This window comes from Blautia sp. aa_0143 (assembly GCF_004167315.1).
GTDB lineage: Bacteria > Bacillota > Clostridia > Lachnospirales > Lachnospiraceae > Blautia_A > Blautia_A fusiformis.
On the sequence record NZ_RCXU01000007.1, the window covers coordinates 1 to 24,873 of the forward strand.

At 45.7% G+C, this 24,873-nt stretch carries 22 protein-coding genes, 1 tRNA gene and 1 rRNA gene; 22 read left to right on the forward strand and 2 right to left on the reverse strand.

Annotation, left to right across the window (positions count from 1 at the left end; all coding sequences use genetic code 11):
• A 23S ribosomal RNA gene (locus tag EAI83_RS04515) occupies nt 1-685 on the forward strand; the annotation flags it as partial.
• 117 nt (nt 686-802) lie between these two features.
• Nucleotides 803-873: transfer RNA gene (locus tag EAI83_RS04520), tRNA-Trp, on the forward strand.
• A gap of 233 nt (nt 874-1,106) precedes the next feature.
• Here the strand turns inward: EAI83_RS04520 and EAI83_RS04525 are convergent.
• The gene (locus tag EAI83_RS04525; protein ID WP_129974682.1) at nt 1,107-1,700 is read right to left on the reverse strand and encodes a 50S ribosomal protein L25; all 594 of its coding nucleotides are present in this window, start codon (nt 1,698-1,700) and stop codon (nt 1,107-1,109) included.
• Nucleotides 1,701-2,347: 647 nt separating this feature from the next.
• Between EAI83_RS04525 and EAI83_RS04530 the strand changes: the two genes are divergently transcribed.
• From EAI83_RS04530 to EAI83_RS04615, 18 genes are all read left to right on the forward strand, one after another.
• Complete coding sequence (locus EAI83_RS04530) at nt 2,348-3,484, forward strand: ABC transporter ATP-binding protein (RefSeq protein ID WP_129974683.1); 1,137 nt, start codon at nt 2,348-2,350, stop codon at nt 3,482-3,484.
• Nucleotides 3,485-3,563: 79 nt separating this feature from the next.
• Entirely contained in the window at nt 3,564-4,427 is an 864-nt protein-coding gene (locus tag EAI83_RS04535; RefSeq protein WP_129974684.1) for a carbohydrate ABC transporter permease, read from the forward strand.
• A complete protein-coding gene (locus EAI83_RS04540; RefSeq protein ID WP_022427089.1) occupies nt 4,427-5,344 on the forward strand; it encodes a carbohydrate ABC transporter permease in 918 nt (305 codons plus the stop codon). Before EAI83_RS04535 ends, EAI83_RS04540 begins: the two co-directional genes overlap by 1 nt.
• Before the next feature lie 143 nt (nt 5,345-5,487).
• On the forward strand, nt 5,488-6,849 hold the full coding sequence (locus tag EAI83_RS04545) for an ABC transporter substrate-binding protein (RefSeq protein ID WP_129974685.1): 1,362 nt from the start codon (nt 5,488-5,490) through the stop codon (nt 6,847-6,849).
• Nucleotides 6,850-7,061: 212 nt separating this feature from the next.
• Complete coding sequence (locus EAI83_RS04550) at nt 7,062-8,438, forward strand: sugar transferase (RefSeq protein WP_129974686.1); 1,377 nt, start codon at nt 7,062-7,064, stop codon at nt 8,436-8,438.
• An 82-nt stretch (nt 8,439-8,520) separates the two neighbouring features.
• Nucleotides 8,521-9,264, forward strand: coding sequence for a glycosyltransferase family 2 protein (locus tag EAI83_RS04555; protein WP_059086347.1), 744 nt, complete (start codon nt 8,521-8,523; stop codon nt 9,262-9,264).
• 114 nt (nt 9,265-9,378) lie between these two features.
• Entirely contained in the window at nt 9,379-10,743 is a 1,365-nt protein-coding gene (locus tag EAI83_RS04560) for an acyltransferase family protein (RefSeq protein ID WP_015525325.1), read from the forward strand.
• A gap of 7 nt (nt 10,744-10,750) precedes the next feature.
• Nucleotides 10,751-12,052 carry an adenylyltransferase/cytidyltransferase family protein gene (locus tag EAI83_RS04565; RefSeq protein ID WP_015525326.1) on the forward strand — a complete coding sequence of 434 codons (1,302 nt, stop codon included), beginning with the start codon at nt 10,751-10,753 and terminating at the stop codon, nt 12,050-12,052.
• Between the two features lie 3 nt (nt 12,053-12,055).
• Nucleotides 12,056-14,335: a LicD family protein gene (locus tag EAI83_RS04570; protein ID WP_129974687.1), complete on the forward strand. Its 2,280-nt coding sequence runs from the start codon at nt 12,056-12,058 to the stop codon at nt 14,333-14,335.
• 31 nt (nt 14,336-14,366) lie between these two features.
• Nucleotides 14,367-15,521, forward strand: a complete 1,155-nt coding sequence (locus EAI83_RS04575) for a LicD family protein (RefSeq protein WP_129974688.1) — start codon at nt 14,367-14,369, stop codon at nt 15,519-15,521.
• Entirely contained in the window at nt 15,514-17,331 is a 1,818-nt protein-coding gene (locus EAI83_RS04580) for a thiamine pyrophosphate-binding protein (RefSeq protein ID WP_015525328.1), read from the forward strand. The genes EAI83_RS04575 and EAI83_RS04580 overlap by 8 nt, the downstream gene beginning before the upstream one ends.
• Nucleotide 17,332: 1 nt before the next feature.
• Nucleotides 17,333-18,070 carry an SDR family NAD(P)-dependent oxidoreductase gene (locus tag EAI83_RS04585; protein ID WP_015525329.1) on the forward strand — a complete coding sequence of 246 codons (738 nt, stop codon included), beginning with the start codon at nt 17,333-17,335 and terminating at the stop codon, nt 18,068-18,070.
• Nucleotides 18,071-18,396: 326 nt separating this feature from the next.
• Entirely contained in the window at nt 18,397-18,546 is a 150-nt protein-coding gene (gene rpmG / locus EAI83_RS04590) for a 50S ribosomal protein L33 (RefSeq protein ID WP_044961412.1), read from the forward strand.
• Between the two features lie 25 nt (nt 18,547-18,571).
• A complete protein-coding gene (gene secE, locus EAI83_RS04595; protein ID WP_021651261.1) occupies nt 18,572-18,778 on the forward strand; it encodes a preprotein translocase subunit SecE in 207 nt (68 codons plus the stop codon).
• A 15-nt stretch (nt 18,779-18,793) separates the two neighbouring features.
• The gene (nusG, locus tag EAI83_RS04600; protein WP_015525332.1) at nt 18,794-19,315 is read left to right on the forward strand and encodes a transcription termination/antitermination protein NusG; all 522 of its coding nucleotides are present in this window, start codon (nt 18,794-18,796) and stop codon (nt 19,313-19,315) included.
• 68 nt (nt 19,316-19,383) lie between these two features.
• Nucleotides 19,384-19,809: a 50S ribosomal protein L11 gene (gene rplK / locus EAI83_RS04605; RefSeq protein ID WP_015525333.1), complete on the forward strand. Its 426-nt coding sequence runs from the start codon at nt 19,384-19,386 to the stop codon at nt 19,807-19,809.
• Between the two features lie 95 nt (nt 19,810-19,904).
• The gene (rplA, locus tag EAI83_RS04610; protein WP_015525334.1) at nt 19,905-20,600 is read left to right on the forward strand and encodes a 50S ribosomal protein L1; all 696 of its coding nucleotides are present in this window, start codon (nt 19,905-19,907) and stop codon (nt 20,598-20,600) included.
• A gap of 252 nt (nt 20,601-20,852) precedes the next feature.
• Nucleotides 20,853-21,848, forward strand: a complete 996-nt coding sequence (locus EAI83_RS04615; protein WP_330547761.1) for a D-alanyl-D-alanine carboxypeptidase family protein — start codon at nt 20,853-20,855, stop codon at nt 21,846-21,848.
• A gap of 145 nt (nt 21,849-21,993) precedes the next feature.
• On the opposite strand, the gene EAI83_RS04620 is transcribed toward EAI83_RS04615, so the two are convergent.
• A complete protein-coding gene (locus EAI83_RS04620) occupies nt 21,994-22,716 on the reverse strand; it encodes a GntR family transcriptional regulator (protein ID WP_161206338.1) in 723 nt (240 codons plus the stop codon).
• A gap of 292 nt (nt 22,717-23,008) precedes the next feature.
• On the opposite strand from EAI83_RS04620, the gene EAI83_RS04625 reads away from it, so the two are divergent.
• Together EAI83_RS04625 and EAI83_RS04630 are read left to right on the forward strand one after the other, a co-directional pair.
• Entirely contained in the window at nt 23,009-23,977 is a 969-nt protein-coding gene (locus EAI83_RS04625) for an SIS domain-containing protein (protein ID WP_114001934.1), read from the forward strand.
• A 37-nt stretch (nt 23,978-24,014) separates the two neighbouring features.
• Nucleotides 24,015-24,872: a PfkB family carbohydrate kinase gene (locus EAI83_RS04630; protein WP_129974690.1), complete on the forward strand. Its 858-nt coding sequence runs from the start codon at nt 24,015-24,017 to the stop codon at nt 24,870-24,872.
• Nucleotide 24,873 lies beyond the last annotated feature (1 nt).

Here is a 24,873-nt window from a genome sequence, read left to right on the forward strand (position 1 = left end):
CCGGCGGTGGGACAATGCCAGGCGGGGAGTTTGACTGGGGCGGTCGCCTCCGAAAGGGTATCGGAGGCGCCCAAAGGTTCCCTCAGAATGGACGGAAACCATTCGAAGAGTGCAAAGGCAGAAGGGAGCTTGACTGCGACACCGACGGGTGGAGCAGGTACGAAAGTAGGGCTTAGTGATCCGGTGGTATTAAGTGGGAATGCCATCGCTCAACGGATAAAAGCTACCCTGGGGATAACAGGCTTATCACTCCCAAGAGTTCACATCGACGGAGTGGTTTGGCACCTCGATGTCGGCTCATCGCATCCTGGGGCTGTAGTAGGTCCCAAGGGTTGGGCTGTTCGCCCATTAAAGCGGTACGCGAGCTGGGTTCAGAACGTCGTGAGACAGTTCGGTCCCTATCCGGCGTGGGCGTAGGATATCTGAGAGGAGCTGTCCTTAGTACGAGAGGACCGGGATGGACGGACCGCTGGTGGACCGGTTGGCTTGCCAAAGCCATGGCCGGGTAGCCAAGTCCGGAAGGGATAAACGCTGAAGGCATCTAAGCGTGAAGCCCCCCTCAAGATGAGATATCCCATTCTTAGTGAAGTAAACCCCCTTGAAGACGACGAGGTAGATAGGGCAGAGGTGGAAGTGTGGTAACACATGGAGCTGACTGTTACTAATCGGGTGAGGGCTTGACCAAGAAACGCAGGTTAAGAATTGATTCAAAAAGTTTGATTGACCATCAACAAGCATGTATGTAGTTTTGAGAGTACAATGTAAAAGAATTTGTGGCCAACAGCCACTTTTTCTTGTATATAGGGGATTGGTCAAATGGTATGATAGGGGTCTCCAAAACCTTTGGTGGGAGTTCGATTCTCTCATCCCCTGCTAGTGGGAACGCTGAAAAGTCTTATAAATCAAGACTTTTTGGCGTTTTTTATTTGTAAATTTCTAAAGGTATCATTAAAAGTATCTTTGAGATAACAGTAAATGTAATAAAAGTGGAATGTGCAGAGGCACATAGAGTCCTGCGTATTTCGCTTTTATGGGAATAATGAATAACAACAGGGGATTGCCTGGTGGCAATCCCCTGAAATATTTCATATGAAAAATTATAAAAATTACTTCGCCTCAGCTTCAGTGCCTTCAGCGTCCTCATCCTCTTCCGGAGCTGCTGCATACTCACCGATGTGAACAACAACTGCATCCTCAGGTGTGATAAAGTGAACCTGTTTGCCTTCCGGGATCGGGAGGTCTTTTACGTGGATGTCACGGACATCTGCCGGATAGCCGTTGAAGTCGATAACGATAGTATCCAGAAGGTTGGCCGGATCTGCTTTGTAGTGGATCTCTTCCATCTCCTGCTCAACGATACCCTGAACCATATCTGTATGTTCTAGTTTAACAGCAACTGTTGTGGAAACCTTCTCACCGGCTACCAGTGCCTGGAAATCCAGAGCCATCAGCTGTTTTTCAATTGGATTATAATCAATGTTCTTTACCAGGGCATCAACTTTCTCGCCTTCGATGTCCAGATAGATCTGTGTACCTTCTTTATTTGCTTTAATGAATTTCGCTGCCTCGGCACCGTCAAACTGAAGTGCTACAGGCTCTTTCATTTCTTTTCCACTAAGAATTCCTGTGACGTAACCCTCACGTCTTAATTTTTTAGCTTTTACATTCGGGTTTCTTTTCTCTGCTTTCAATGTGATCATGTCAAATTCCTCCTCCTGATGCATGGATTCCGGTAATGTTGCTGTTCGCGCTGTTCGCAGTAACACGAATTCTGCATTTCTTTCTGACTGGGATTATTATAGCACTTCTCGCGCGAGGTGGCTAACAAAAAGTTAGAAAATTTAAGAACAATATTTTGTATTGTTTAACTTATGTATAAAACTTCAAGAGTAAAATTAGACAAAAACAAAACGTATATTTGAAATTTTACAGAGAAAATTAAAACAACATAAAAAATTGCACAAATCAAGTGGCCATAAAAGCCTGAAAGTGGCCATTTATCTGGCAGAGAGGCAAGTATTAAATGTGAATATTCTATTTTTATTTGATTCAGATATACGAGGAGACGGGAAATATCTATATTGCTGACATATTGGAGAGAGCTGTTGTGATCAATGTAATAAAAATTGGAAGATATGATGCAGGACAGAGATGACGGCGAAAGAAGGTGGCAACATAACGCAGCCGGAATTTTACTCTGGAGAAAGAATTTAACGGAATTGCATATAATTTCTGAAACAATTTAACATACAATTCACAAATCTTTATCTCAACCACGATATCTGAACAGCCGGAAAAATTCTATACTACAAACTATGCAAGCGAGAGAAGAGAAAGGAGATAAGCAATGTCAGAAATTGCACTTAGAAATGTATGTAAGCAATTTGATTCGGAGCATTACGGTGTGAAGGATTTTAATCTTGATATACATGATAAAGAGTTTGTGATCTTTGTAGGTCCGTCCGGATGTGGAAAATCCACAACTTTGCGTATTATTGCAGGGTTGGAGGAAATCACAGACGGTGAGCTGTGGATCGACGGTGAGCTTTCCAATTATCTGGAACCGAAGGAGAGGGGAATGTCCATGGTGTTCCAGAACTATGCTTTATATCCGAATATGACGGTTTACGGAAATATGGCATACGCCCTGAAGATCCGTAAGCTTCCGAAGGATGAGATCGACAGAAAGGTCCATGAGGTGGCAAAGATCCTGGAGATCGAGCAGCTTCTTGACCGGAGGCCGGCAGCTCTTTCCGGCGGTCAGAAACAGCGAGTTGCCATCGGAAGTGCAATTATTCGGAAACCGAAAGCCTTTCTTATGGATGAGCCCCTTTCCAACCTGGATGCAAAGCTTCGTGCCCAGATGCGTGTGGAGCTTGTGAAATTACATAAACAGCTGGACACCACCATTATTTATGTAACACATGACCAGACAGAGGCCATGACTCTTGGGACTAAGATCGTGGTCATGAAGGATGGTCTGATCCAGCAGGTGGGAGCGCCTCAGAGTATTTATGACAATCCGGTAAATCTTTTCGTGGCAGGCTTCCTTGGTTCTCCGTCCATGAACTTTTTTCGGTGTACGGTAAAAGCAGAAGAAAATAATCGTACGGCTCTTCTTCTGGATGATGCCAAAACTGTGAAAAAGGTTTATCTGGACGGAACCAGAGGAAAACAGATCGCAGACAGATATAACGGCAGACACGTGATCCTTGGAATCCGTCCGGAGGATATCTACGAGCTGGACGAGGCGAAAAAGCTTGGTATTGAAAATGAAAGCGTAGATGTAGATGAGCCTGTAGTAAACCGGGAGATGCTGGGAGCGGAAGTGATCCTCTATTTTGATGAGCAGGGCAAAACCCTGGCAGTCCGCTTAAGTCCGGAAAATCAGACACAGGTAGGGGAGAAGGTTTCTCTGTATTTTGATATGGAGAAGGCCCATGTGTTTGATCCGGAGACAGAAGAAAATATTTTTGTGTCATGAATTTATGTCACGGAAGAGCTTGAGTGCAGGCAGATCAGCCTGTAGATAGAATCTGATTATGCAAGGAGGAGAAATAGTTATGGAAAATAACAGCAAAAGCAAGATCACACCGTACTTATATCTGGTGCCTTGTATGCTTATTTTTGGAATTTTTCTGTTTTATCCGTTTGTGAAAACAATTTATTTAAGTCTTTACAAGACCAACAAGATGGGACAGGCAAAGCTGTACGTTGGTCTGGGAAACTATAAAGAGCTGCTTCAGTCAGCATCCTTTATCAACAGTTTGAAGGTGACGCTGATCTTTGTGCTGATCGTTGTGGTCGGCGGTATGCTTCTTGGTCTGATCGCAGCAGTGCTTTGTAACAAGGCGTTTCCGGGAATCCGGGTGTTCAGTACATCCTATGCTCTGCCAATGGCTATTGCATCCAGTTCTGCGGCAATGATCTTCCAGATCATGCTCCACCCGGCAGTGGGTATTGTGAACAAACTTACCAGCCTGGATATTAACTGGCTGAACGATCCGAACACGGCTCTGATCTGCGTAGCCATTCTTACTGCGTGGCTGAACAGCGGGATCAATTTTCTGTATTTTTCCGCAGGACTCGGGAATATTGATGAGACCATTTATGAGAGAGCTTCTGTGGATGGAGCCAGCAGTGTGCAGCAGTTTTTCAGCCTGACGCTTCCGGGACTTTCCCCGATCATGTTTTACACACTGGTGGTAAATATCATACAGGCATTTCAGTCCTTTGGACAGATCAAGATCCTGACAGAGGGTGGTCCTAATGAGTCTACCAATGTTATTGTTTATTCCATTTACAGGGATGCGTTTTTTAACTACCGCTTCGGAAGTGCGGCAGCCCAGTCTGTTATCTTGTTTGTGATCATCATGATCATCACACTGATCATGTTCCGTATTGAGAAGAAGGGAGTGAATTACTGATGAGCCAGATGGAAAATATGGCAGTCCCGGCAGTGGGAAACATGTCAAAAGAGGAGCTTCTGGAGCTGAAAAAAGCTATGAATGCAAAAGCTCTTGCAAAGAGAAGAACAAGAACAGCACTCCGTGTTACGGCAAATGTTGTGTTTGCGGTTCTGATCCTGCTTCCATTGCTTTATGCCATCAGTATTGCACTGATGCCTTCCAGTGAACTGTTTACTACAGAGTTGAATCTCTTTCCCAAGAATCCGACCTTTTCCAACTTTATCAATGCATTCCGCACCGTTCCACTTCTCCGATTCATATTGAATTCCTTTATCATGGCGGGATGCATTACCATCGGACAGATCATTACCTGTTCTCTTGCTGCTTTTGCGTTTTCTTTCCTGGAATTCAAAGGAAAAGGTATTCTCTTCATGGTTGTGATGGCAACCATGATGGTTCCAGGAGAGGCAACGATCATTTCCAACTACCTGACGGTATCAAGCTGGGGAATGCTGGATACTTATCAGGTACTGATCGTGCCTTACCTTACATCCGCAATGGGAATTTTCCTGTTCCGTCAGTTTTACATGACTTTCCCGATCTCACTGTATGAATCGGCAAAGCTTGACGGCTGCAGCAATCTGAAATTTATCGTAAGGATCCTGCTTCCGCTGACAAAATCCGCTATTGGCGCTATGGCAGTGTATACCTTTATCAACGCATGGAATATGTACATGTGGCCGCTGCTTGTAACGGGCTCCAACAATATGCGAACCGTTCAGATCGGTATCAGTATGCTGGATAGTGTGGATTCACAGTCCATCACCCTGATGATCGCAGGCGTTGTTATGATCATTATTCCGTCCATTTCCATTTTTATCGTTGGACAGAAGCAGCTGATCAGAGGAATGTTCTCGGGTGCAGTCAAGGGCTGATATCGGAGCAGGCAGCAACCCTGCAGCATCCTGCTGTAAGGGGAAAAATAATGCAAAAAGATACTGCAAAGTCGTAAGACGGGCAGTTCATCTTATATAAAAAAATGAAAAAAGAGAAAATTTTTCAAGAGGAGAAAAAAGTTATGAAGAAAAAAATCATCGCAGCTTTCCTTACTACAGCAATGACTATCGGTTCTCTTTCCGGAGTAACTGTATTCGCCGCAGATGCCGGCACAGATGAGAAAGTGGAAATGGCAGATGCTTCCGATGTAGACGGAACTACCATTACCTTCTGGCATTCCATGGGTGGTGTCAATGGTGAGGCGATCGATACACTGGTAAAAAAATTCAACGATGAGAATGAATACGGAATTACTGTAGATGCTCAGTATCAGGGTGAATATGATGATTCTCTGAACAAGCTGAAAAGTGCACAGATCGGAAACATGGGTGCGGATCTTGTACAGGTATATGAGATCGGAACAAGATTCATGATCGATTCCGGATGGATCGTGCCTATGCAGCAGATGATCGACGCAGACAGCTACGATGTATCTGAGATCGAGCCGAACCTGGCTGCATACTACACCATCGACAATGAGCTGTACTCCATGCCGTTCAACTCTTCCACACCGATCATGTATTACAACAAGGACATGTTTGATAAAGCAGGCATCACAGAAATTCCGGACAGCCTGGAGGGCATCGGTGAGATCGGGCAGGATCTTCTGGACAAAGGTGGTGCAGGCGAGGTAATGTCTCTTGGAATCTACGGATGGTTCTTCGAGCAGTTTATCGGAAAGCAGGGCCTTGAGTATGCAAACAACGGAAACGGACGTAAAGAGGCTGCTACAGCTGTTGCTTTTGATGAGAACAGTGCTGCAAAAAATATCCTTACAGCATGGAAGGATCTTAACGACAAGGGCTTCGCACCGGTCGTAGGAAAGGGCGGCGATGCTGGTCTGGCAGATTTTTCTGCAGGAAAATCTGCGATCACTCTTGGCTCCACAGCTTCCCTGAAACAGATCCTTCAGGATGTAAACGGAAAATTTGAGGTTGGTACTGCATACTTCCCGAAGATCAAATCCAGTGACGAGGGTGGTGTTTCCATCGGAGGTGCATCTCTTTGGGCACTGAACAACAATGATCCGAAAAAGCTTCGTGCAACATGGGAGTTCGTAAAATTCCTGATCTCTCCGGAGTCTCAGGCTTACTGGAACGCACAGACCGGATATTTCCCTGTAACTGTAAAGTCTCAGGAAGAGCAGGTATTTAAGGATAATGTTGCAAAATATCCGCAGTTCCAGACAGCGATCGACCAGCTCCATGATTCTTCCGCCGACTATGTAGGCGCTCTGTTAAGTGTATTCCCGGAGGCAAGAGCTACCGTGGAATCCGAGATTGAGAGCATGCTCAACGGAAAAGAGGATGTGGATACAGCTGTGAAAAACATGGCAGATTCCATCAACAAATCCATCGAAGAGTATAACCTGGTGAATGAATAATTCGAAAAGGCGTGGAAACTGAAAAAGAAAAATAAATATATACAGCCAAAAATCCCCGGGTAAGCTCCTGGGGATTTTTGCTATAGTCACGGAAAAAAACATCCTGACAGGAAAATATCAGGAGAAAAATCAGAGGAATCTCTGGACGTAAGAGTATATATTGGCTATAATGATGAAGTTAATATCTACTCCTCAGGAAGGAAGAAAAATCTGTGAATAGAAGTAAAAGAGAAGATTATAAGAGATTTGTGGTATTTTGTCTGGCAAGTCTGATCGTGATCGCACAGGCAGCGATCTTTGCTTATGTATGGTATGATTTTTACAGTGACCTGATCCTGAAGCCATTCTGGAGAAAAGGTAACTGGGTAATGATCCTGATCTATGCGCTGATCTATCTGATGTTTGCCAAGCTTTACGGAGGTCTGAAGGTAGGCTATCTGAAGCGTATCGATGTATTTTATTCATTGACGCTGGCAACGATCTGTACCAATGTTGTGACGTATTTTCAGATCACACTGATCAACAGATGGTTTATGTCGGCCAGACCGGTGATCGAAATGACCGGAGTCCAGCTTGTTGTGACGGTACTGTGGATCTGGGGCTCCAGGTATATTTACTCCAGACTGTACGGAGCCAGAAGGCTGCTGGTGATCTACGGAGACCGTGATCCCGGTGATGTGATCCACAAGATGAACACCCGAAAGGATAAATACGATATCAGCGGTAAGGTTCATATCCGTGAGGGCGAAGAGAAGATCCATGCCATGATGGAAGATTATGAAGGCGTGATCATCTGGGATCTTCCGTCCCAGATCCGAAACAGGTATCTGAAATACTGTTTTTCTCATTCCATCCGCTGCTATATGAGCCCGAAGATTTCCGATATCATCCTGCTTGGAACAGACAGGATCCATCTGTTTGATACGCCGCTTCTGATGTGCAGGAATCAGGGACTTTCCATGGAGCAGCGTGCAGCCAAGAGAGTTCTGGATATCATTGTTTCCGGACTTGGGATCATCGTATCCTCACCCATCATGCTGATCATTGCCATTGCGGTGAAGGCTTATGACGGCGGTCCGGTATTTTATCTCCAGGATCGTCTTACCTATCAGGGAAAGGAATTCCGCATCCGGAAATTCCGAAGCATGTGTGTGGATTCCGAGAAGAACGGGGCACGTCTTGCGTCCAAGCACGATTCCCGTATCACACCGGTAGGACATGTCCTGCGTAATCTGCATCTGGATGAGCTTCCCCAGCTGTTTAACGTTTTTATGGGTGATATGTCTCTGGTAGGTCCACGTCCGGAACGAGATGTGATCATGCAGGAATATGAGCAGGAAATCCCGGAATTCCACTATCGTCTTAAGGTAAAAGCCGGACTGACCGGTTATGCTCAGGTATATGGCAAATATAACACCACACCGTATGATAAGCTGAAGCTGGATCTGTTTTATATTGAAAATTATTCATTCCTTCTGGATATCAAGCTTCTGTTTATGACTGTAAAGATCTTTTTCCAGAAAGAAGTTTCCGAGGGCGTGGATGATAATCAGAAGAACGCTCTTAAGGGTTCCGAAGACAAAAAATAAGTAACGAAACGAAATGCGTGTCAGGCTGCGGCAGATCATCCTGACGCGCATTTTGTGGATAGAGAGGACGGAGGTTGTTTTTATGGAAAAGCCGTTGGTTTCCGTAGTGATGCCCGTATATAACGGGGAAAGATATATTGGAAAAGCGATCGAATCAGCACTGGGACAGGAGGTTCCGGTAGAAGTGCTGGTCATTGATGACTGTTCTGCAGACGGCACAGAACTTGCTGTAATGAAATATATGGACAGCGGAAAGATCCGTTATATCCAAAATGAACAGAATATGGGGGCTGCCCGTTCCAGAAACCGGGGCGTAAAGGAAGCCCGGGGAAAATATATCGCATTTCTGGATGCGGATGACTGGTGGGAAAAGGGCAAGCTGAAAGCCCAGACAGAGGTTATGGAACAGACCGGCTGTGCGATCTGCTCCACCGGAAGAGAGCTGATGACGCCGGATGGGCGCACTACCGGCAAATATATTCCGGTAAAGGAACGGATCACATACAGGGAGCTTCTGAAGCATAACAGCATCAACTGTTCTTCCGTATTGCTGCGCAGAGAAGATGCACTTGCGTTTCCAATGGAGCATGATGACAGCCATGAAGATTACATTACCTGGCTCCGGATCCTGAGAAAGGGAGGATTTGCAGCAGGGATCAACAGACCTTACCTGAAATACCGGCTCAGTGAAGGGGGAAAATCCAGAAATAAGCTGAAGTCTGCGGCAATGACTTATCAGGTGTATCGGTATGTGGGATATGGTCCGCTGAAGAGTCTGTTTTTCTTTGTTTCCTATGCGCTCCACGGGATATGGAAATACCGTTGAAAAATTCTGGAAGAGGTGAATAATTCTGACATATATTAATTCTTTATTTCCAAATTCATAAATATATGTTATTATTTATTCATACTTTTATCAAATATTACAAGGTGGAAACAAATGAAACAGAGAACGGATAGCCAGGGAGTTCCGTATTCTTACCTGGTCGATAACATTAAAGTAGTACTGATCTTTCTTGTCGTATTTAATCATCTGATCGCATTTCAGCTGGTCAAGGTGGACATGGTGGTGCGTTATGTATGGTATGGGATCACCATTTTTCACATGCCTGCTTTTATTTTTATATCTGGATATCTTTCCAAGAAGCCACAGGATGTACTGAAGAATGTGAAGAATCTGCTGATTCCTTATATTCTTGGATACAGTCTGACCTGGTATGCTTATATCTGGACCGGCAGAAGCATGGATTATGAGCTGCTCCGTCCGTCCGGAACAGTTATGTGGTATGTGCTGGCATTGTTTATCTACAGGCTGACTATCGAAGCACTTGGCAAGATACGTTTTATCGTGCCTCTGAGCATTATTTTTGCATTGTGGGCAGGAACAAGACCGGAATTTACGACCTATCTTTCAAGCTCCAGGATTGTTGTATTTTTTCCGTTTTTTGTGGCAGGCTATCTGTGGAAGAGTGATTACACAGACGTGGTCCGTAAATTCAAGGGTAAATGGATCCTGCTCCTGGTTTCAGCCCTGCTTTTGTATGCAGTTCCAAATTTTATGATCGCCAATGAGATCCCGGTAGATATTTTCCGTGGGAATCATACGTATCAGTTATCGGGAATGGATGATATCACAGGAATGCTGATTCGCCTTCTGATGTATCTGGTATCTTTTGTGCTGGTGCTGACGTTTCTGGCATTGATCCCGGATGTGAAGCTGCCGGTTACCTTTGTTGGAAGAAATACCATGGGGATTTATTTTTTCCATTATCCGATCATGATCGTACTCAACGGCCTGCTTCTTCTCAGCATCCCGCAGATGCTGAATGTCTGGGTGCTTTTCGGAGTATCCTGGGTGCTTGTGCTGATCCTTGGAAGCAAGCCGGTATCTTTCCTCTACGGAGGGGTACTAAACCTGCTTACATTTATTCTGTTCAAACGTGAGAGGCAGGTGCAGGATGAAGGACTTGAGGATGAATATGATGAAGATGACCGTTATGAGATCATACTGAAAAGAAAGAAAGCCATTGAGGAGCTTGCGGCAACTCTGGACGAGGAGGATGCACGTAAGGTGAAGGACGATGTGGCGGCTGTACTGGAACATGAGACAGAAGAGACGGAAGAAATCCGTGGCGAGGATTTCTTTGTAGATGAGGATCTTGAGATGGAGGAAGGCATGGATGATGCCGGAGCTCCACAGGAATTTGAGCAGCTCCAGGACCTGGATGATATATTAAAGATCACAGAACCGCAGGGGGAAATGGAAGTGCTTTTGAAAAATAAAGAAGAGAAAGCGCAGGATTAAATTAATAATGAAAAAAGTCATTACTTACGGTACCTTTGATCTGTTCCACCAGGGACATTACAATATTCTGAAAAGAGCCAGGGAGCTGGGGGATTATCTTGTTGTGGGTGTCACCAGTGAAAGCTATGATATCGAACGCGGCAAGCTGAATGTACAGGACAGCCTTCTGAAGCGTATCGAAAATGTCCGCAAGACTGGTTTTGCGGATGAGATCATTGTAGAGGAATATCAGGGGCAGAAGCTAAATGACATTACAAAATACAATATCGACCTTCTGGTAGTCGGTTCGGACTGGCGTGGCAAATTTGATTATCTGAAGAATTACTGTGAGGTCGTTTATCTGGAACGTACCAAAAATATTTCCAGTACCAAGCTCAGAAGTGAGGGTATGATCTACAGCATGGGCATTGTTACGGATGATACAGAGGACAACGAAATGGTGATGGAGTCCAAGTATGTCAGCGGACTGCATGTAGAAAGTGTGTATTCCGAGGATGTTTTTGTTGCGAGAGAATTCTGTGACAGATACGAACTTGACTCTTATGGTACAGATTATGGGCAGTTTCTGGAAGGATTGGATATCATTTATATCCGATCCGGTCTGAAAAACAGGGCAGATTATATCCGAAAGGCACTGGAATGTGATAAATATGTGATCAGTGACACGCCTATGGCTCTGGAACCGGAAGAGATAAGAGAGCTGTTTGCACTGGCAAAGGCACATCAGGTTGTTCTGGTAGAGAAGCTTACCATGGTCTATCTGCGCGCGTTTACACAGCTTGTCTGGCTGACACATGGAGCGCTTGTGGGAGATGTGGTAGCTGTAAAATGCGCGATTTCTCAGGATGATTTTGAGGGCGGAAAAAATTTCAGCGAAACAGTCAGCCAGGCGCTGTGTGCATGCATCAAGCTTCTCGGTAAGGATTACCTGGAGGTGAAGAGCAATGCGGTGAAAAGCAGTGACGGCTGCTTTATTTATGATATGATCACGATGAAGTATCTCCGGGCACTGGCGACCATTGAGATTGGAACAACGGTGGATGTGGAAAACGAGCTTGCGATCATCGGAACCAGGGGGCGTATCACCGTACCCGGTGACTGGTGGAATACCGGATATTTTGAAGCCAAAATAGAAGGTCAGGAATTCCTGAAACGCTACAGCTTTAATTTTGAGGGAAATGGTCTTCGCTATCTGCTTCAGGAGCTGGTCATCATGATTCGTGACAGACGGACAGAATGTACGAGATTTTTTTATGAAGAATCAGAAACTCTGGCTGAGCTTTTGAAAATAATTAATCAAAGAGGTTGACAGATGACAGAAAAACAGAAGCTTCTTTTGCAGCTCTTCCGGGAGGTTGACGCGATCTGCAAAAAGCATGATCTTAGATATGTAATGGCCGGAGGTACTCTGATCGGTGTTCTTCGAAATGAAGGCTTTATCCCATGGGACGATGATGTGGACATTTACATGCCCAAAAGTGACTGGGATAAATTTGTAGAAATATGTCAGAACGAGATGCCGCCGAACCGGGCGGTTTATTGTGCAGAAGTGGATCGTAATTATACCAACGGTTTTCCGCGCTACGGAAGTACGGATACTTGTGCGATCCACAAGCATCAGATCATAGGGGACGACAAGGCTGGTGAGATCATTGACGTACTGACTCTGGATCCCATTCCGGATGATGACCGTGAGTATGAGAAATACCGGGACCATATGATGATCTATACGGAACTTCTGAATATCAGCATGGTCGTGGGAGTCAGATGGGAAATTTCTCCCTGGCGGTATCTGTACTGGCTTTTCCGCTATACCTTCTGCGGAAAGGACAGAACCTTAAAGAAATTGGAGAAGATCATGTTTTCTTATAAAGAAGAGGAGTGCAGCCGCTATGCCATGCGATGGGGAGGCTGCCCGTTTCTTTTTGACAAGGATATGATGTTCCCTGTAAAATATATGGACTTCGAGGGCGAAAAGGTTATGATCCCTCACAGGACCAGTGATTATCTGATCTGGCATTACGGGGACGAATGGTCCTATATACCGCCTCATGGGGAAAGAGAATCTCATGAGTCTGTTGATGTTCCGGGCGCCAGCTATCAGGAGGTGCGGGATGAATATATGCCAAGGATCGACAAAAAACGTATCCGCAGACAGATGCTTTTCCGCAAATTCTACTGCCTTCTTAGGGCAAAGGGAGACCATAAACAGGATGACAGACGAAGAAGGATCAAAGCCGGTGTTGTAGCCCGGGATGTGTCTGCCCGGCTGATGAGATCCGAAAAAACAGCGGAGACCCTGCTGAAAGAGAGAAGATATGATGTGCTTGGTGAGATCTTTGAGGAGTATTACCGTGTACAGCTCAGCATGGAGTTTATCGGGCGTGAGGATTTTAACGGGATCCGTCCGTTCTATCATCCGATCCTGATCCCGCTGGAGGATAAGGCTTTTCAGGCGGCCATGCTGACACTGATCTATCAGGAGCGTGTTTCCAAGGCATACCGTATGTACGAGGTACGCAAGAAAATGGATCATCTTACTCCAGAAATGGAGCAGACAGTGGAGGATATCCGCCGTTTCCGAAAAGCAGCCAGCCACTATGAATTTAAAGAAATGCAGGAAGCAGAGGCGATCGTGGATGATCTTCTCAGAAAATATCCGGATGCTCCGGGATTCCTGAAATTTAAATGCCGGTTTGTGATGGAGCGCCTGGAAGGACCGCAGAATGCTTCGGAAGCGGAGAAATTTCTGTCTTACTGCCTGAGAGTATTTCCCCAGGATGGATATTTTATGAAATATAAGGGGGATCTTCTCTGGAAAAAGGGCCTCCGGAACGAAGCAATGGCAGAGTATCTGAAAGCCAGAGAATGCACCAATAATGGCATTGTGCAGCTGGAACTGGATAAATTCCTGAAAAAACAGAAGTCCCAGGCGATCCGGGACTGTCGGGATCTGCTTGGAAGTCAGAGAAGATCAGAAGCACTCTCTCTGATGGAATTTTGGAGCAGACTGATGCCGGAGGATGAGGAGATCAGAGGCGCTCTTTATCTTGCGAAGGTATATTCCGTCCGTACAAAAGGGGAGCTGGAAGAGCTGGTGAGAGAGCTTTGCAAAGAACTGGGGATTACCGGTAATTCTCCAAGGGAGGGAACCCTTGAGGAGCCGGTGTACAAAGAGGCACTTACCTGTGCATGGCAGAGATTCGGCTATCCCAAAGCACTGGCAGAGGGCCGTACCAGGATCCTGTGCAGTGAGGAAGAGGGCGAGATGGAATATTTGGCAGAGGAGATCCGCAGCTTTCTGGTCCATAAGGAATGGCAGGGAGAGGTATACAAGCTTCTGGGAGATATCCGGAAGAAACAGGGGCGTACCCGGGAAGCCTTCGAAAATTATTTCCTGGCATTGGATCATGAGCCGCATCCCTATATAAAAAATGAGCTTTCCAGGATCTTCCTGGAGGATCTTTACGATGGAAGCCGGCGTACCGGATTTTTCGCAAAGAAGGCAGACGTGACAGAATTTCTGAACAGCTGGCTGGATAAGTATAAAAGTCAGGAGGAGCTTCAGGAGCTTCTGAAGCGGATCCTGTAATGACAGATCAACAGAAACGAGGCAGAGTGTATTGAACAGAGAACAGCAGAAAGTACTGGAACTTCTAAAAGAAATAGATACCATATGCAGAAAAAATAAGATCACATATTATCTTTCTCCGTATCTTACCCTCTGTGCGGTAACGGAGCGCCCTTTTCCCATGAATCCGGCAAGCAATGATATTTATATGAAGACCGGTGATATGGCCCGGTTTAAAAACATCTTTGACGAAGAACCGGAGCTGCGCAGAGCTCTGGAATCTATGGAGAATAACAGCCGTTTCCCCGGATTTTTTCTGCGTTATACAGATAAAGATACATTGTTTTATAAGCTGGACGAGTATGGAAAATACAAACATCCGGGACTGGGGATCAATATCCTTCCGCTGCAGTGTGAATATGGTCCAAAGGGAAAATATCTCTGGAACCGTATGCGCGAAGAGGGATGGAAGAGGATCTACGGAAAAAAAGGCAAGTGGCGGAACCGGCGTGAGCTGGGATGTATCTGGATGGTGCGAGTCCTTTCCCTTTGCGGACGAGGCTGGCTGGCAAAGAGCATATTCCGGGATCTGCTCCGGCAGCCGCAGGATGGCGCAAAAACATATGTACTCCGATATTTTGACCAGAATCTTTATTTTCCTGCGCATATTTTTGAAAATCCCGGGGAGGCAATGCTTGGAGGAGAATCCTTTATGGTCCCGGGAAACACAGACAGCTATCTCACCCGGGCCTACGGCAAAAATTATCGAAATAAGTCAATGGAAAACTATGTTCCCGGCTCGCTGGTGGTGTGCAGCACACTGATCCCATGCGAGGAATTTCTGCAGCAGTCAAAGGAACTGAAGAAATTTGCTTCTGTTAGGAAGAAAAGGGAAAAGCGCAGGCAGTTTGGACTGAATTACCGGGAATATCTTGCACAGTGCTGGGATTATGCGAAATTCTGCGGGGAAAAATATACCTGTGCACTGGCTTATCGCAAAAAGCTCAGCTATATCCGGAATCTCTTCAAAAATAAAGATTATGTGGAACTGGAAAAAGCATTTGCAGGATATACCAGGATGAATGATCGCTGTCTGAAATATGAAGAAGCATTTGAAACAGATCCGGAGGTTTTTGACCTGTATCTTAAGTATCTGGAAAAAACAGGAAGGATCTCGTATATGGAGAAGGTAAAAAAATATGTCTAAGGTCAAGCTTACAGATTATGTTGTGGAATTTTTGCAGAAAAAAGGGATCCATGATTTCTTTGGATACCAGGGAACCATGATCGCACATCTGGTAGATTCCATTGAGAAGAATCCCCATGCAAGAAGTCATTCCAGCTATCATGAGCAGGGAGCTGCTTTTGCCGCCTGCGGTTATGCTCAGGCAAAGAATGCCTGCGGCTGTGCCTATGCTACCAGTGGTCCGGGAGCTGCCAATCTGCTTTCTGGTGTGGCAGATGCGTATTTCGATTCTCTTCCTGTGATCTTTATCACCGGACAGCTGAATACCTATGAATATTCCGGTATTACAGGCCTTCGTCAGCAGGGCTTTCAGGAAATCGATATGGTTTCCATGGCAAAGCCGGTAACCAAGTACGCGGTGCAGGTCCGTGATCCGAAAAATATCGTTCGTGAACTGAATCTTGCATGGCAGATCGCCAATACAGGACGGAAAGGGCCGGTTCTTATCGATCTTCCTATGAACGTGCAGAGAGGCGAGGTGGAAGATCCGGTTTATGATATGGAATTTTCCGAGGAAGAGATCGAGACAGCTGTATATGGAAAAAATGATCCGGAAAACGGGGCAGCCTTTTACAGGGATGCAGTTGCAAAGGCGGATTCTTCTGATGGAGCAGAGGCGGCAGAATATATTCTGAATAAGATCAGGACTGCAAAACGGCCGGTATTTATGATCGGTCACGGAGCTTCCGGAGAAGCAGAAAAAATGCTCACAGATCTGGCGCGTGCCCATCACATTCCGGTGATCACAAGCGTACTTGCCCGGTCCGCACTGAGCTTTGATGATCCTTTGAACTTCGGGTGCATCGGAGGTGCCTACGGACATCGGTATGCAAATATGATCGCCAATGCAAAAAGCGACCTTCTGCTCTGCTTTGGAATTTCCCTGTGTACCCGTCAGATTGGTACTAAGGTTCATGAGTTTGCGAAGAATGCCGAAATCATCCGTGTGGATATTGATCCTTATAATCTTCAAAGAGAGATCCATGAGGGAAGAGAAGGTGAGAAATGCTTTTGCGTCAGCGCAGAGACTGTGGTGCGTAAGCTGACAGAGCAGCAGGCACAGATCGGTTCCTATGAGGAATGGCTTGCTGTCTGCCAGAAGATCCGTAAGGAACTCTGGAAAGTGGACGATGAGACACCGCAGCGTTATCCGAACCGCATGATCGCATATTTGAGTGATCAGCTTTCCGATACCGGAGCGGTTGCTGTGGATGTGGGACAGCATATGGTATGGAGCTATCAGTCCTTCCACAATCAGCAGGGGCAGAAGACACTTTTTTCCGGCGGACATGGTGCTATGGGATATGCACTTCCGGCGGCTATCGGAGCTTATTATGCTACCGGCAAGCCGGTGGCATGTATCTGCGGAGACGGAGCCTTCCAGATGAATATCCAGGAGCTGCAGTGGGTGAAGCGTGAGAATATCCCAGTGAAGATGATCGTAATGAATAATGAGGCTCTGGGAATGATCCGTCATCTTCAGAGAGATTATTTTGACTGTGTATATGCGGATACCTCCGATGGCAGCGGATTCTCGTCCTGCGATTTTACAGATGTGGCGCAGGCTTACGGAATTCCTGCAAAGCGCATCCAGGGAGAAGACGTGGAAAAATATGCCGGTGGATTCCTGGAGCAGAACGGACCGGAGCTTCTGGAGATCATGCTGGAGCATGGAACCTACGCATACCCGAAGACTTGTCTGGGTGAGCCGATCCACAATCAGCAGCCTTATATACCGAAACCGATATTTGATGAACTGATGGAGCTGTAAAATGGGAAAAATAACTGTGATCACAGGCGGTACCTCTGGAATCGGAAGAGGGATCGCCGAAAAGATCCTGGCAGAGTCAGCAAAAACTGACAGGATCTTCGTAACATATGGACATGATGAGAAGAAGGCACTGTCGTTTCAGGAGAGCCTTCCTGAGGAAAAAAGATCTCAGGTGACTTTGATAAAGGCAGATATGTCTTCCTATGAAGAGATGATGGTTTTTGTGGAGGAGCTGAAAAAGCAGACAGACCATATTGACTGGCTTGTAAGCAATGCCGGCATCAGTACCTACGCAAAATATGAAGACTACAGCTTTGAGGAGTGGACACGGATCGTAAATACCAATCTTTCCGTACCTGTATTTATGGTCAAAGAGCTGAGATCCATGATGGTAGAGGGCGGCAGTGTGCTCTTTACCGGTTCTTATGCAGGACAGCAGGCGTATTCTTCCTCCCTTGTATATGGAGTCACCAAGGCAGCCATCCATTTCCTGACAAGATCCCTGGTAAAGGAATTTGAGCCAAAGGGCATCACAGTCAACGCTATTGCACCTGGCTTCATCGAAACTCCGTGGCACAGCGCCCGCACCCAGGAGAGCTACGACCGTATCAACCGGAAGATCGCGCTCCACAGATTTGGAACTGTGGAGGAAGTGGCGGATATGGCTTATGCAGTGCTGTCTAACGGATATATGAACGGCAGTGTGGTGGATATCCACGGTGGTTATGACTACTTTTAATAGAAGTTGAAAGTGTGCAGGAAGACAGAAGAAGACATGTTGTGCCTGCACATAAGGGTCTTCTTATTACTTTCTGTACAGGGGCGACGTCCCGAAAACGAAATGCAGCGAAGCAGAATCGGGTTTGCGCACTTGAGACGTCCGTACGGAATCTGTGAAATTCTTTATATTTAAGCGAAAAAGGCTTGACTTGCACACCTGCTCTGTGATAAAATTGACGAGCGACATGGAAGTTAGGTCTTTTTTTTATGCCCGAAAATGACGACGGATATACGTTCCGGGCGGCATAGAAGACCATGCAAATGAAAACACTGGAGGTGGAAGTTGTGCGCGTTAAGATTACATTAGCATGCACCGAGTGCAAGCAGCGTAACTACAATATGACGAAGGAGAAAAAGAACCATCCTGAGAGAATGGAGACCAAGAAATATTGTAAGTTCTGTCATACACACACTCTGCACAAGGAAACAAAGTAATCACAGAGATTTGTGAGGTTATGCTATGGAAAAACAGAAATCTGAGGATAAGCCGCAGAAGAAAAGTTGGTTTCAGGGACTTCAGTCAGAATTTGAGAAGATTGTCTGGACAGACCGTCCCACACTGGCAAAGCAGACTGTTGTGGTCGTGATCATCACGATCATCCTGGCAGTGGTTATCAGTGTAATGGATTCCGGAATTCTGGAATGCATTAATTTCTTAATGAAGTAAGGACAAGGTGATTATATGTCAGAAGCAGCAAAATGGTACGTTGTCCATACCTATTCCGGGTATGAGAACAAGGTAAAAGCCAACATTGAAAAGACGATCGAGAACAGACACCTGGAAGACCAGATCCTGGAGGTACGTGTTCCGCTGCAGGATGTAGTGGAGATGAAGAACGGAACCTCAAGACAGGTTCAGAAAAAGATGTTTCCAGGCTATGTGCTTCTCAATATGGTGATGAATGACGATACCTGGTACGTTGTCCGTAATACCCGCGGTGTTACAGGATTCGTAGGACCGGGATCAAAGCCTGTGCCTCTTACAGAAGAGGAAATGATGCCGCTTGGTATCCAGAAACCGGATATCGAAGTGGACTTCGCAGAGGGCGACATGGTAGTCGTTACCGGTGGTGCATGGAAAGATACCGCAGGTGTGATCACAGGTATCAACATGCAGAAACAGACGGTAACGATCAATGTTGAGCTTTTCGGTCGTGAAACACCGGTAGAAATAAGTTTCACAGAAATCAAAAAAGCTGAGTAATTCAAAAACAAGGTAACAGCAAGTGGGAGGGACACACCCCCGCCAATACCACATAGGAGGTGCCGAAAATGGCAAAGAAAGTAACAGGATATATCAAATTACAGATTCCGGCTGGTAAAGCAACTCCAGCACCACCTGTAGGTCCGGCTCTTGGACAGCATGGTGTAAACATCGTACAGTTTACTAAGGAGTTCAACGCAAGAACAGCTGATCAGGGAGATCTTATCATCCCGGTTGTCATCACTGTTTACGCTGACAGAAGTTTCAGCTTCATAACCAAGACTCCGCCGGCAGCAGTTCTTCTTAAGAAAGCTGCAAACATCAAATCTGGTTCCGGTACACCGAACAAGACCAAAGTAGCTAAAGTTACTAAGGCACAGGTTCAGGAGATCGCTGAGCTGAAGATGAAAGACCTCAATGCAGCATCCATCGAGGCTGCTATGAGCATGATCGCCGGTACAGCAAGAAGTATGGGAATCGAAGTCGTAGACTAATAAATACCGAAGCTTAAGTTCGGGGTTCCCGTAGAAAAAGTGAAATTTTCAAGTGGGAGGGCTTTTCCCCGCAAATACCACAGGAGGTTATAGAAATGAAACGAGGAAAGAAATATGTGGAAGCTGCGAAAGCAGTAGACCGCGCAACATTATATGATGCACCAGAGGCTATCAGCCTTGTTAAAAAAGCAGCTGTAGCTAAGTTCGACGAGACCATCGAAGTTCACATCCGTACAGGCTGCGATGGACGTCACGCAGATCAGCAGATCCGTGGAGCAGTTGTTCTGCCACACGGAACAGGTAAAAAAGTTCGTGTACTTGTATTTGCTAAAGATGCTAAGGCAGAAGAGGCAAAGGCAGCAGGAGCAGACTTCGTAGGAGCTGAGGACCTCATTCCGAAGATCCAGAACGAGGGATGGCTTGACTTTGACGTTGTAGTTGCAACACCGGATATGATGGGCGTTGTAGGTCGTCTTGGTCGTGTACTTGGACCGAAAGGTTTAATGCCAAACCCGAAAGCTGGTACTGTAACAATGGACGTAACAAAAGCTGTTAACGACATTAAAGCAGGTAAGATCGAGTATCGTCTTGACAAATCCAACATCATCCATGTTCCGATCGGAAAGGCTTCCTTTACCGAGGAGCAGTTAAGCGACAACTTCCAGACGCTTATGGGAGCTATCACAAAGGCTAGACCTAGCACACTGAAAGGTCAGTATCTGAAGAGCGTTACAATCGCTCCGACAATGGGACCTGGTGTTAAGCTTAACCCGATTAAATTAGCTCAGTAATAAATTTTAAATACCCTGTACAGAGGAAACTTTGTATGGGGTATTTTTTTATACATTTATACACCTTGATTTTTGGGGGCAAAAATCCTACAATAAGGCACAAACAGAGTTATAACAGAACGAAAGCTCATCAGAGCTTTTTCATATAGATATTACAGAAGAAAATAATAATCATGTTAATATAAAAAAGATGGGGAAAACGTTTCTGTAAGTAAAACTTACAGATGAATTTGTCGGAACAGGGAGTATAAATTGAGATCAAAAAAGCGTAAAACGAAGAAAATAAAAAAACAGGTAAACAAAATAAAAATGATACTCTGCCTGGTGGTAGAGGCTATCGTGATCCTGACACTTGTAGTGATCATCGGCTGGAATAAAGGGGTAGGTGACTGGATGGAGTCTCTGCAGAGACCGGTTGTCCGTAAGCTTGAGATGAGCGGTATCAACAGTCCCTACGCAGTGCTGATGCAGGTAAAAGGCGGAAAGATCATCGGAAATATGAAGGGTGATGAGAAAATCTATCCGGCTTCCATGACGAAGATCATGACGGTGATCGTGGCTATTGAGAACCTGGATGATCTGGATCAGGAGATCACTCTGACCCAGGAAATGTTCCAGGGGCTTTATGAGCAGGATGCCACCCAGGCAGGCTTTCAGCCCGGTGAGACCGTGCGGGCCATCGATCTTCTTTATGGTGCCATGCTGCCATCCGGTGCGGAGTGTTGTATCGCACTGGCGGATACCGTAGGCGGTTCCAGGGATGGATTTGTGGAGCTGATGAATAAGAAGGCACAGAGGATTGGAATGAATGGTACACATTTCTGTGATACGACAGGGCTTCATGATCCGGATCATTACAGTACAGTGAGAGATATTGCGGTGCTGCTTAGGTATGCGCTTCGGAACGATACGTTCAGAGAGATCATTGAGAGTCCGCGGCATTCTACAGGAGTGACGAATATCCATCCCAGCGGGATCACATATTACAGTACCATGTTCAAAAATCTTTCTGACCCTTCCGTTACCGGCGGCAAGATCCTGGGCGGCAAGACAGGATATACCAGTGAGGCGGGTCTGTGTCTTGCAAGCTTTGCAGAGGTCTACGACAGGGAATACATACTGGTAACGGCAGGCGCATCGGGAAATACCGGAAGCCCACTCCATGTGGAGGATGCGGTGACGATCTATAACCGCCTTGGAAAGGCCATTGAGGCACAGATGACAGGCAGTGATGGATCGGAGTCTTGAAAAGATAAAGGGTAAATTTTGTGTATCGCGAAGCGTGTTACGGAGAACGGAGTGAACAGTAATATTTTTGGATAAATAAATACTGGCACAGAGGTGGATGCTGCTGTATTGGCAGCATAACACTTCTGTGCCGTTTTTTGATTCTTCAAAATGAAATCGTATAGCGGGAACCTGCAATGTATTCACGGCTGATGTAAAGCGGTTTTCCATCAGGAGCTTCCATATAGGAATCCAGGATCAGCACGGGATCACCGGAAGACAGACGCAAAGTTTTTGCCATATCCGGGGAGGCTGCAGTAACAGAAATAGTGCTGCGGCTGGATTCTGCGATCGTACAGCGGTAGGTGTTTTTGATATATTCAAAAAAAGAACCGTTTTCTACAGCGTTCGGATCAAAATCCGGGAAAAGCCGTGTGGGGAGCCAGGTGTGAACATCAATAACCGGAATACTGTCAGCCAGAAGAAGACGTTCCAGGAAAAAAACTTCCTCATCCGAAGTAAGCTGCAGAAAATCAGAGGTTACGCTGTTTGCAGGTTTTTTGCAGAAGGACAGTACGTGAGATTCCGGAATCCGGTCATTCTGACGGCAGGATTCGGAAAAGCTCATATTTTTCTGGGATTCAAATTTCCGGAAGATCATGGGGGATTTTACAAAGGTTCCTTTTCCCTGATGCTTGATAAGATAGCCTTGTGTACAAAGCTCCTCCACGGTACGTCGGACAGTGATCCGGCTGACATGGTAAAGATCGGCAAGCTCCGGCTCAGGAGGGATTTTTTCTCCGGGCTTATAAGTACCGTTTTTGATCTGCTGGGTGATGATATCCATAAGCTGCTTGTAAAGCGGCTGGATCGAATTTTTATTTAACATGAAAATATCCTTTCTGAGGTTGTTCATAAAAGATATTTTACTATAGTGCGGATGTATTTGTCCAGTAAGGGACAAACCTCTGCAGTGCGTCAGAAGGGACATTGGATGAATAATTAATCATAAATCATGAATATACTCTTTACTATAACGTTATAATATGTTATATTCTTCAAAAAGGTAAAATGCAAAAGTACAAGAAGGAGAAATTCATCTGAAAATCCGAAAAAAACCTGTATTTTCAATGGATTCAGAGGATTACCAGACGAATTTCCACGAAAACCGGAGGATGAAAATGGACGCAGTAAAAATCGTAAATAAGATCAACAAAGAGCATGGAACAATCAAAAATGTGTATTTTCTTGCATGCGGAGGATCTCTTGTGGATCTGTATCCGGGATATTATTTTGTCCGTGCGGAATCCGCAGTGATGGATGCACAGTGGATCCCTGCAAGAGAGTTTGCACTGACACCGCCGAAGAAGCTGGGAAAAGACAGTCTTCTGATCATCTGCTCCCACAGTGGCAAGACAAAGGAGTGTCTGGAGGCAGCAAAAACAGGAATGGATGCAGGTGCGGCTGTTGTTACAATGACACATGCGCCAGGTTCCCCATGTGATACAGATAAATGGATCTCCGTTGTATACGACTGGGCACCGGGGGTAAAGGAAGCAGAGAAGCCTCAGGGAATCGTACTTCGTATTCTTAATGAGCTGATGAAGGTACAGGAGCCGGGATATAAGCTTTACGATAAGATCGTGGAAGGCTTTGAAAAGATCGATGATGTTATTGCAGCTGCAGTGAAGGATCAGCAGAATGCAGCATGGCTTTTTGCAGAAAAATATTCAGAGGAACCGAACCTTTATATCATGGCATCGGGAGCTTCCTATTCTCAGGCATATGGCTTTGCGATCTGCTCACTTCAGGAAATGCAGTGGATGGACTGCGGTTATCTGAACAGTGCGGAATATTTCCACGGACCGTTTGAGGTAACGGATGAGGATCATCTTTATATCCTTATGATGAGCCGGGGCAGAAACCGTATGATGGATGCGCGTGTGCTGACTTTCCTTGAAAAATACGGAAAGAAATACGAAGTGATCGATGCGGATAAGCTTGGTATGGAAGCAATTGATGACAGCTGTGTGGAATATTTTACCCCGATGCTGTTCTACACCATGACGACCGTTTACCGTACCGCTCTCCAGGATAAACGCCGTCATCCGCTGGATATGAGAAGATATATGGGCGTTGTAGAGTACTAAAGGTGCTGCTGTGCCTGTGCACAGAGAAAGGGAAAATATGAGTAAATACAGTACAAGGCTTCTTGGCTTCGGAGACAATGTAGTGGATATCTATGATCATCTGAAAACCATGTATCCAGGCGGAAACTGCGTAAACGTCAGTGTTTACGGAAAGATGGCCGGATGTGAAAAAACAGCGTATATGGGATATTTCGGAGATGACGACAGAGCAGAACTGATCATGGATACACTGGAAAAAATCGGCGTGGAAACCGTAAAGTGCAGACAGCTGCACGGCGAGAACGGTTATTCCAGGATCACATTAAAAGACGGAGACCGTGAGTTCCTGGATTTTAATGATGGTGGTATCCGTGGAAAAACACCGTATATCCTTGATCGTTTTGATCTGGAATATATGAAAGGCTTTGATGTGGTACATAGCGGAAATTACTCTTTTACGGAGGAAGAGCTGCATAAGATCAAAGAGGCGGGAATTCCGGTTTCTTTTGACTTTTCTGATGATTCCACAGAGGAATATTATGAAAAAACAGCACCGGAGGTTACTTACGCATTTTGCTCCTTTGACGGAACCGACCAGGAGGCAGAAGAGCATCTGAAAAAGATCATCTCCATGGGGCCGAAGCTTGCCATGGCCTCCAGAGGAGCCAGGGGCTGCATTCTTTATGACGGAAGGAATTTTTACCGACAGCCGGCAGCGCCGCTTACGGAAGTAAAAGATACTCTTGGCGCCGGGGATTCACTGATCGCATCTTTCCTTACCGGGTATATCGGAAGAATGAAAAACGGTATGGCGGAGGAAACCGCGATCTGTGAAAGTCTTGAAGAGGCAGTTGCTTTTGCAGCGGGCATCTGTGGCATGGAAGGTGCTTTTGGCTACGGAAAAAAATATGAATAGC

What these genes read in the sequence shown, in the direction of transcription:
- EAI83_RS04585 (WP_015525329.1), top strand. Translation starts at nt 17,333, where the DNA reads ATGGGAAAAATAACTGTGATCACAGGCGGTACCTCTGGAATCGGAAGA.
- EAI83_RS04530 (WP_129974683.1), top strand. Translation starts at nt 2,348, where the DNA reads ATGTCAGAAATTGCACTTAGAAATGTATGTAAGCAATTTGATTCGGAG.
- EAI83_RS04625 (WP_114001934.1), top strand. Translation starts at nt 23,009, where the DNA reads ATGGACGCAGTAAAAATCGTAAATAAGATCAACAAAGAGCATGGAACA.
- EAI83_RS04565 (WP_015525326.1), top strand. Translation starts at nt 10,751, where the DNA reads ATGAAAAAAGTCATTACTTACGGTACCTTTGATCTGTTCCACCAGGGA.
- EAI83_RS04555 (WP_059086347.1), top strand. Translation starts at nt 8,521, where the DNA reads ATGGAAAAGCCGTTGGTTTCCGTAGTGATGCCCGTATATAACGGGGAA.
- nusG (WP_015525332.1), top strand. Translation starts at nt 18,794, where the DNA reads ATGTCAGAAGCAGCAAAATGGTACGTTGTCCATACCTATTCCGGGTAT.
- EAI83_RS04535 (WP_129974684.1), top strand. Translation starts at nt 3,564, where the DNA reads ATGGAAAATAACAGCAAAAGCAAGATCACACCGTACTTATATCTGGTG.
- secE (WP_021651261.1), top strand. Translation starts at nt 18,572, where the DNA reads ATGGAAAAACAGAAATCTGAGGATAAGCCGCAGAAGAAAAGTTGGTTT.
- EAI83_RS04620 (WP_161206338.1), bottom strand. Translation starts at nt 22,716, where the DNA reads ATGTTAAATAAAAATTCGATCCAGCCGCTTTACAAGCAGCTTATGGAT.
- rplK (WP_015525333.1), top strand. Translation starts at nt 19,384, where the DNA reads ATGGCAAAGAAAGTAACAGGATATATCAAATTACAGATTCCGGCTGGT.
- EAI83_RS04580 (WP_015525328.1), top strand. Translation starts at nt 15,514, where the DNA reads ATGTCTAAGGTCAAGCTTACAGATTATGTTGTGGAATTTTTGCAGAAA.
- EAI83_RS04545 (WP_129974685.1), top strand. Translation starts at nt 5,488, where the DNA reads ATGAAGAAAAAAATCATCGCAGCTTTCCTTACTACAGCAATGACTATC.
- EAI83_RS04630 (WP_129974690.1), top strand. Translation starts at nt 24,015, where the DNA reads ATGAGTAAATACAGTACAAGGCTTCTTGGCTTCGGAGACAATGTAGTG.
- EAI83_RS04570 (WP_129974687.1), top strand. Translation starts at nt 12,056, where the DNA reads ATGACAGAAAAACAGAAGCTTCTTTTGCAGCTCTTCCGGGAGGTTGAC.
- EAI83_RS04540 (WP_022427089.1), top strand. Translation starts at nt 4,427, where the DNA reads ATGAGCCAGATGGAAAATATGGCAGTCCCGGCAGTGGGAAACATGTCA.
- EAI83_RS04560 (WP_015525325.1), top strand. Translation starts at nt 9,379, where the DNA reads ATGAAACAGAGAACGGATAGCCAGGGAGTTCCGTATTCTTACCTGGTC.
- EAI83_RS04525 (WP_129974682.1), bottom strand. Translation starts at nt 1,700, where the DNA reads ATGATCACATTGAAAGCAGAGAAAAGAAACCCGAATGTAAAAGCTAAA.
- rplA (WP_015525334.1), top strand. Translation starts at nt 19,905, where the DNA reads ATGAAACGAGGAAAGAAATATGTGGAAGCTGCGAAAGCAGTAGACCGC.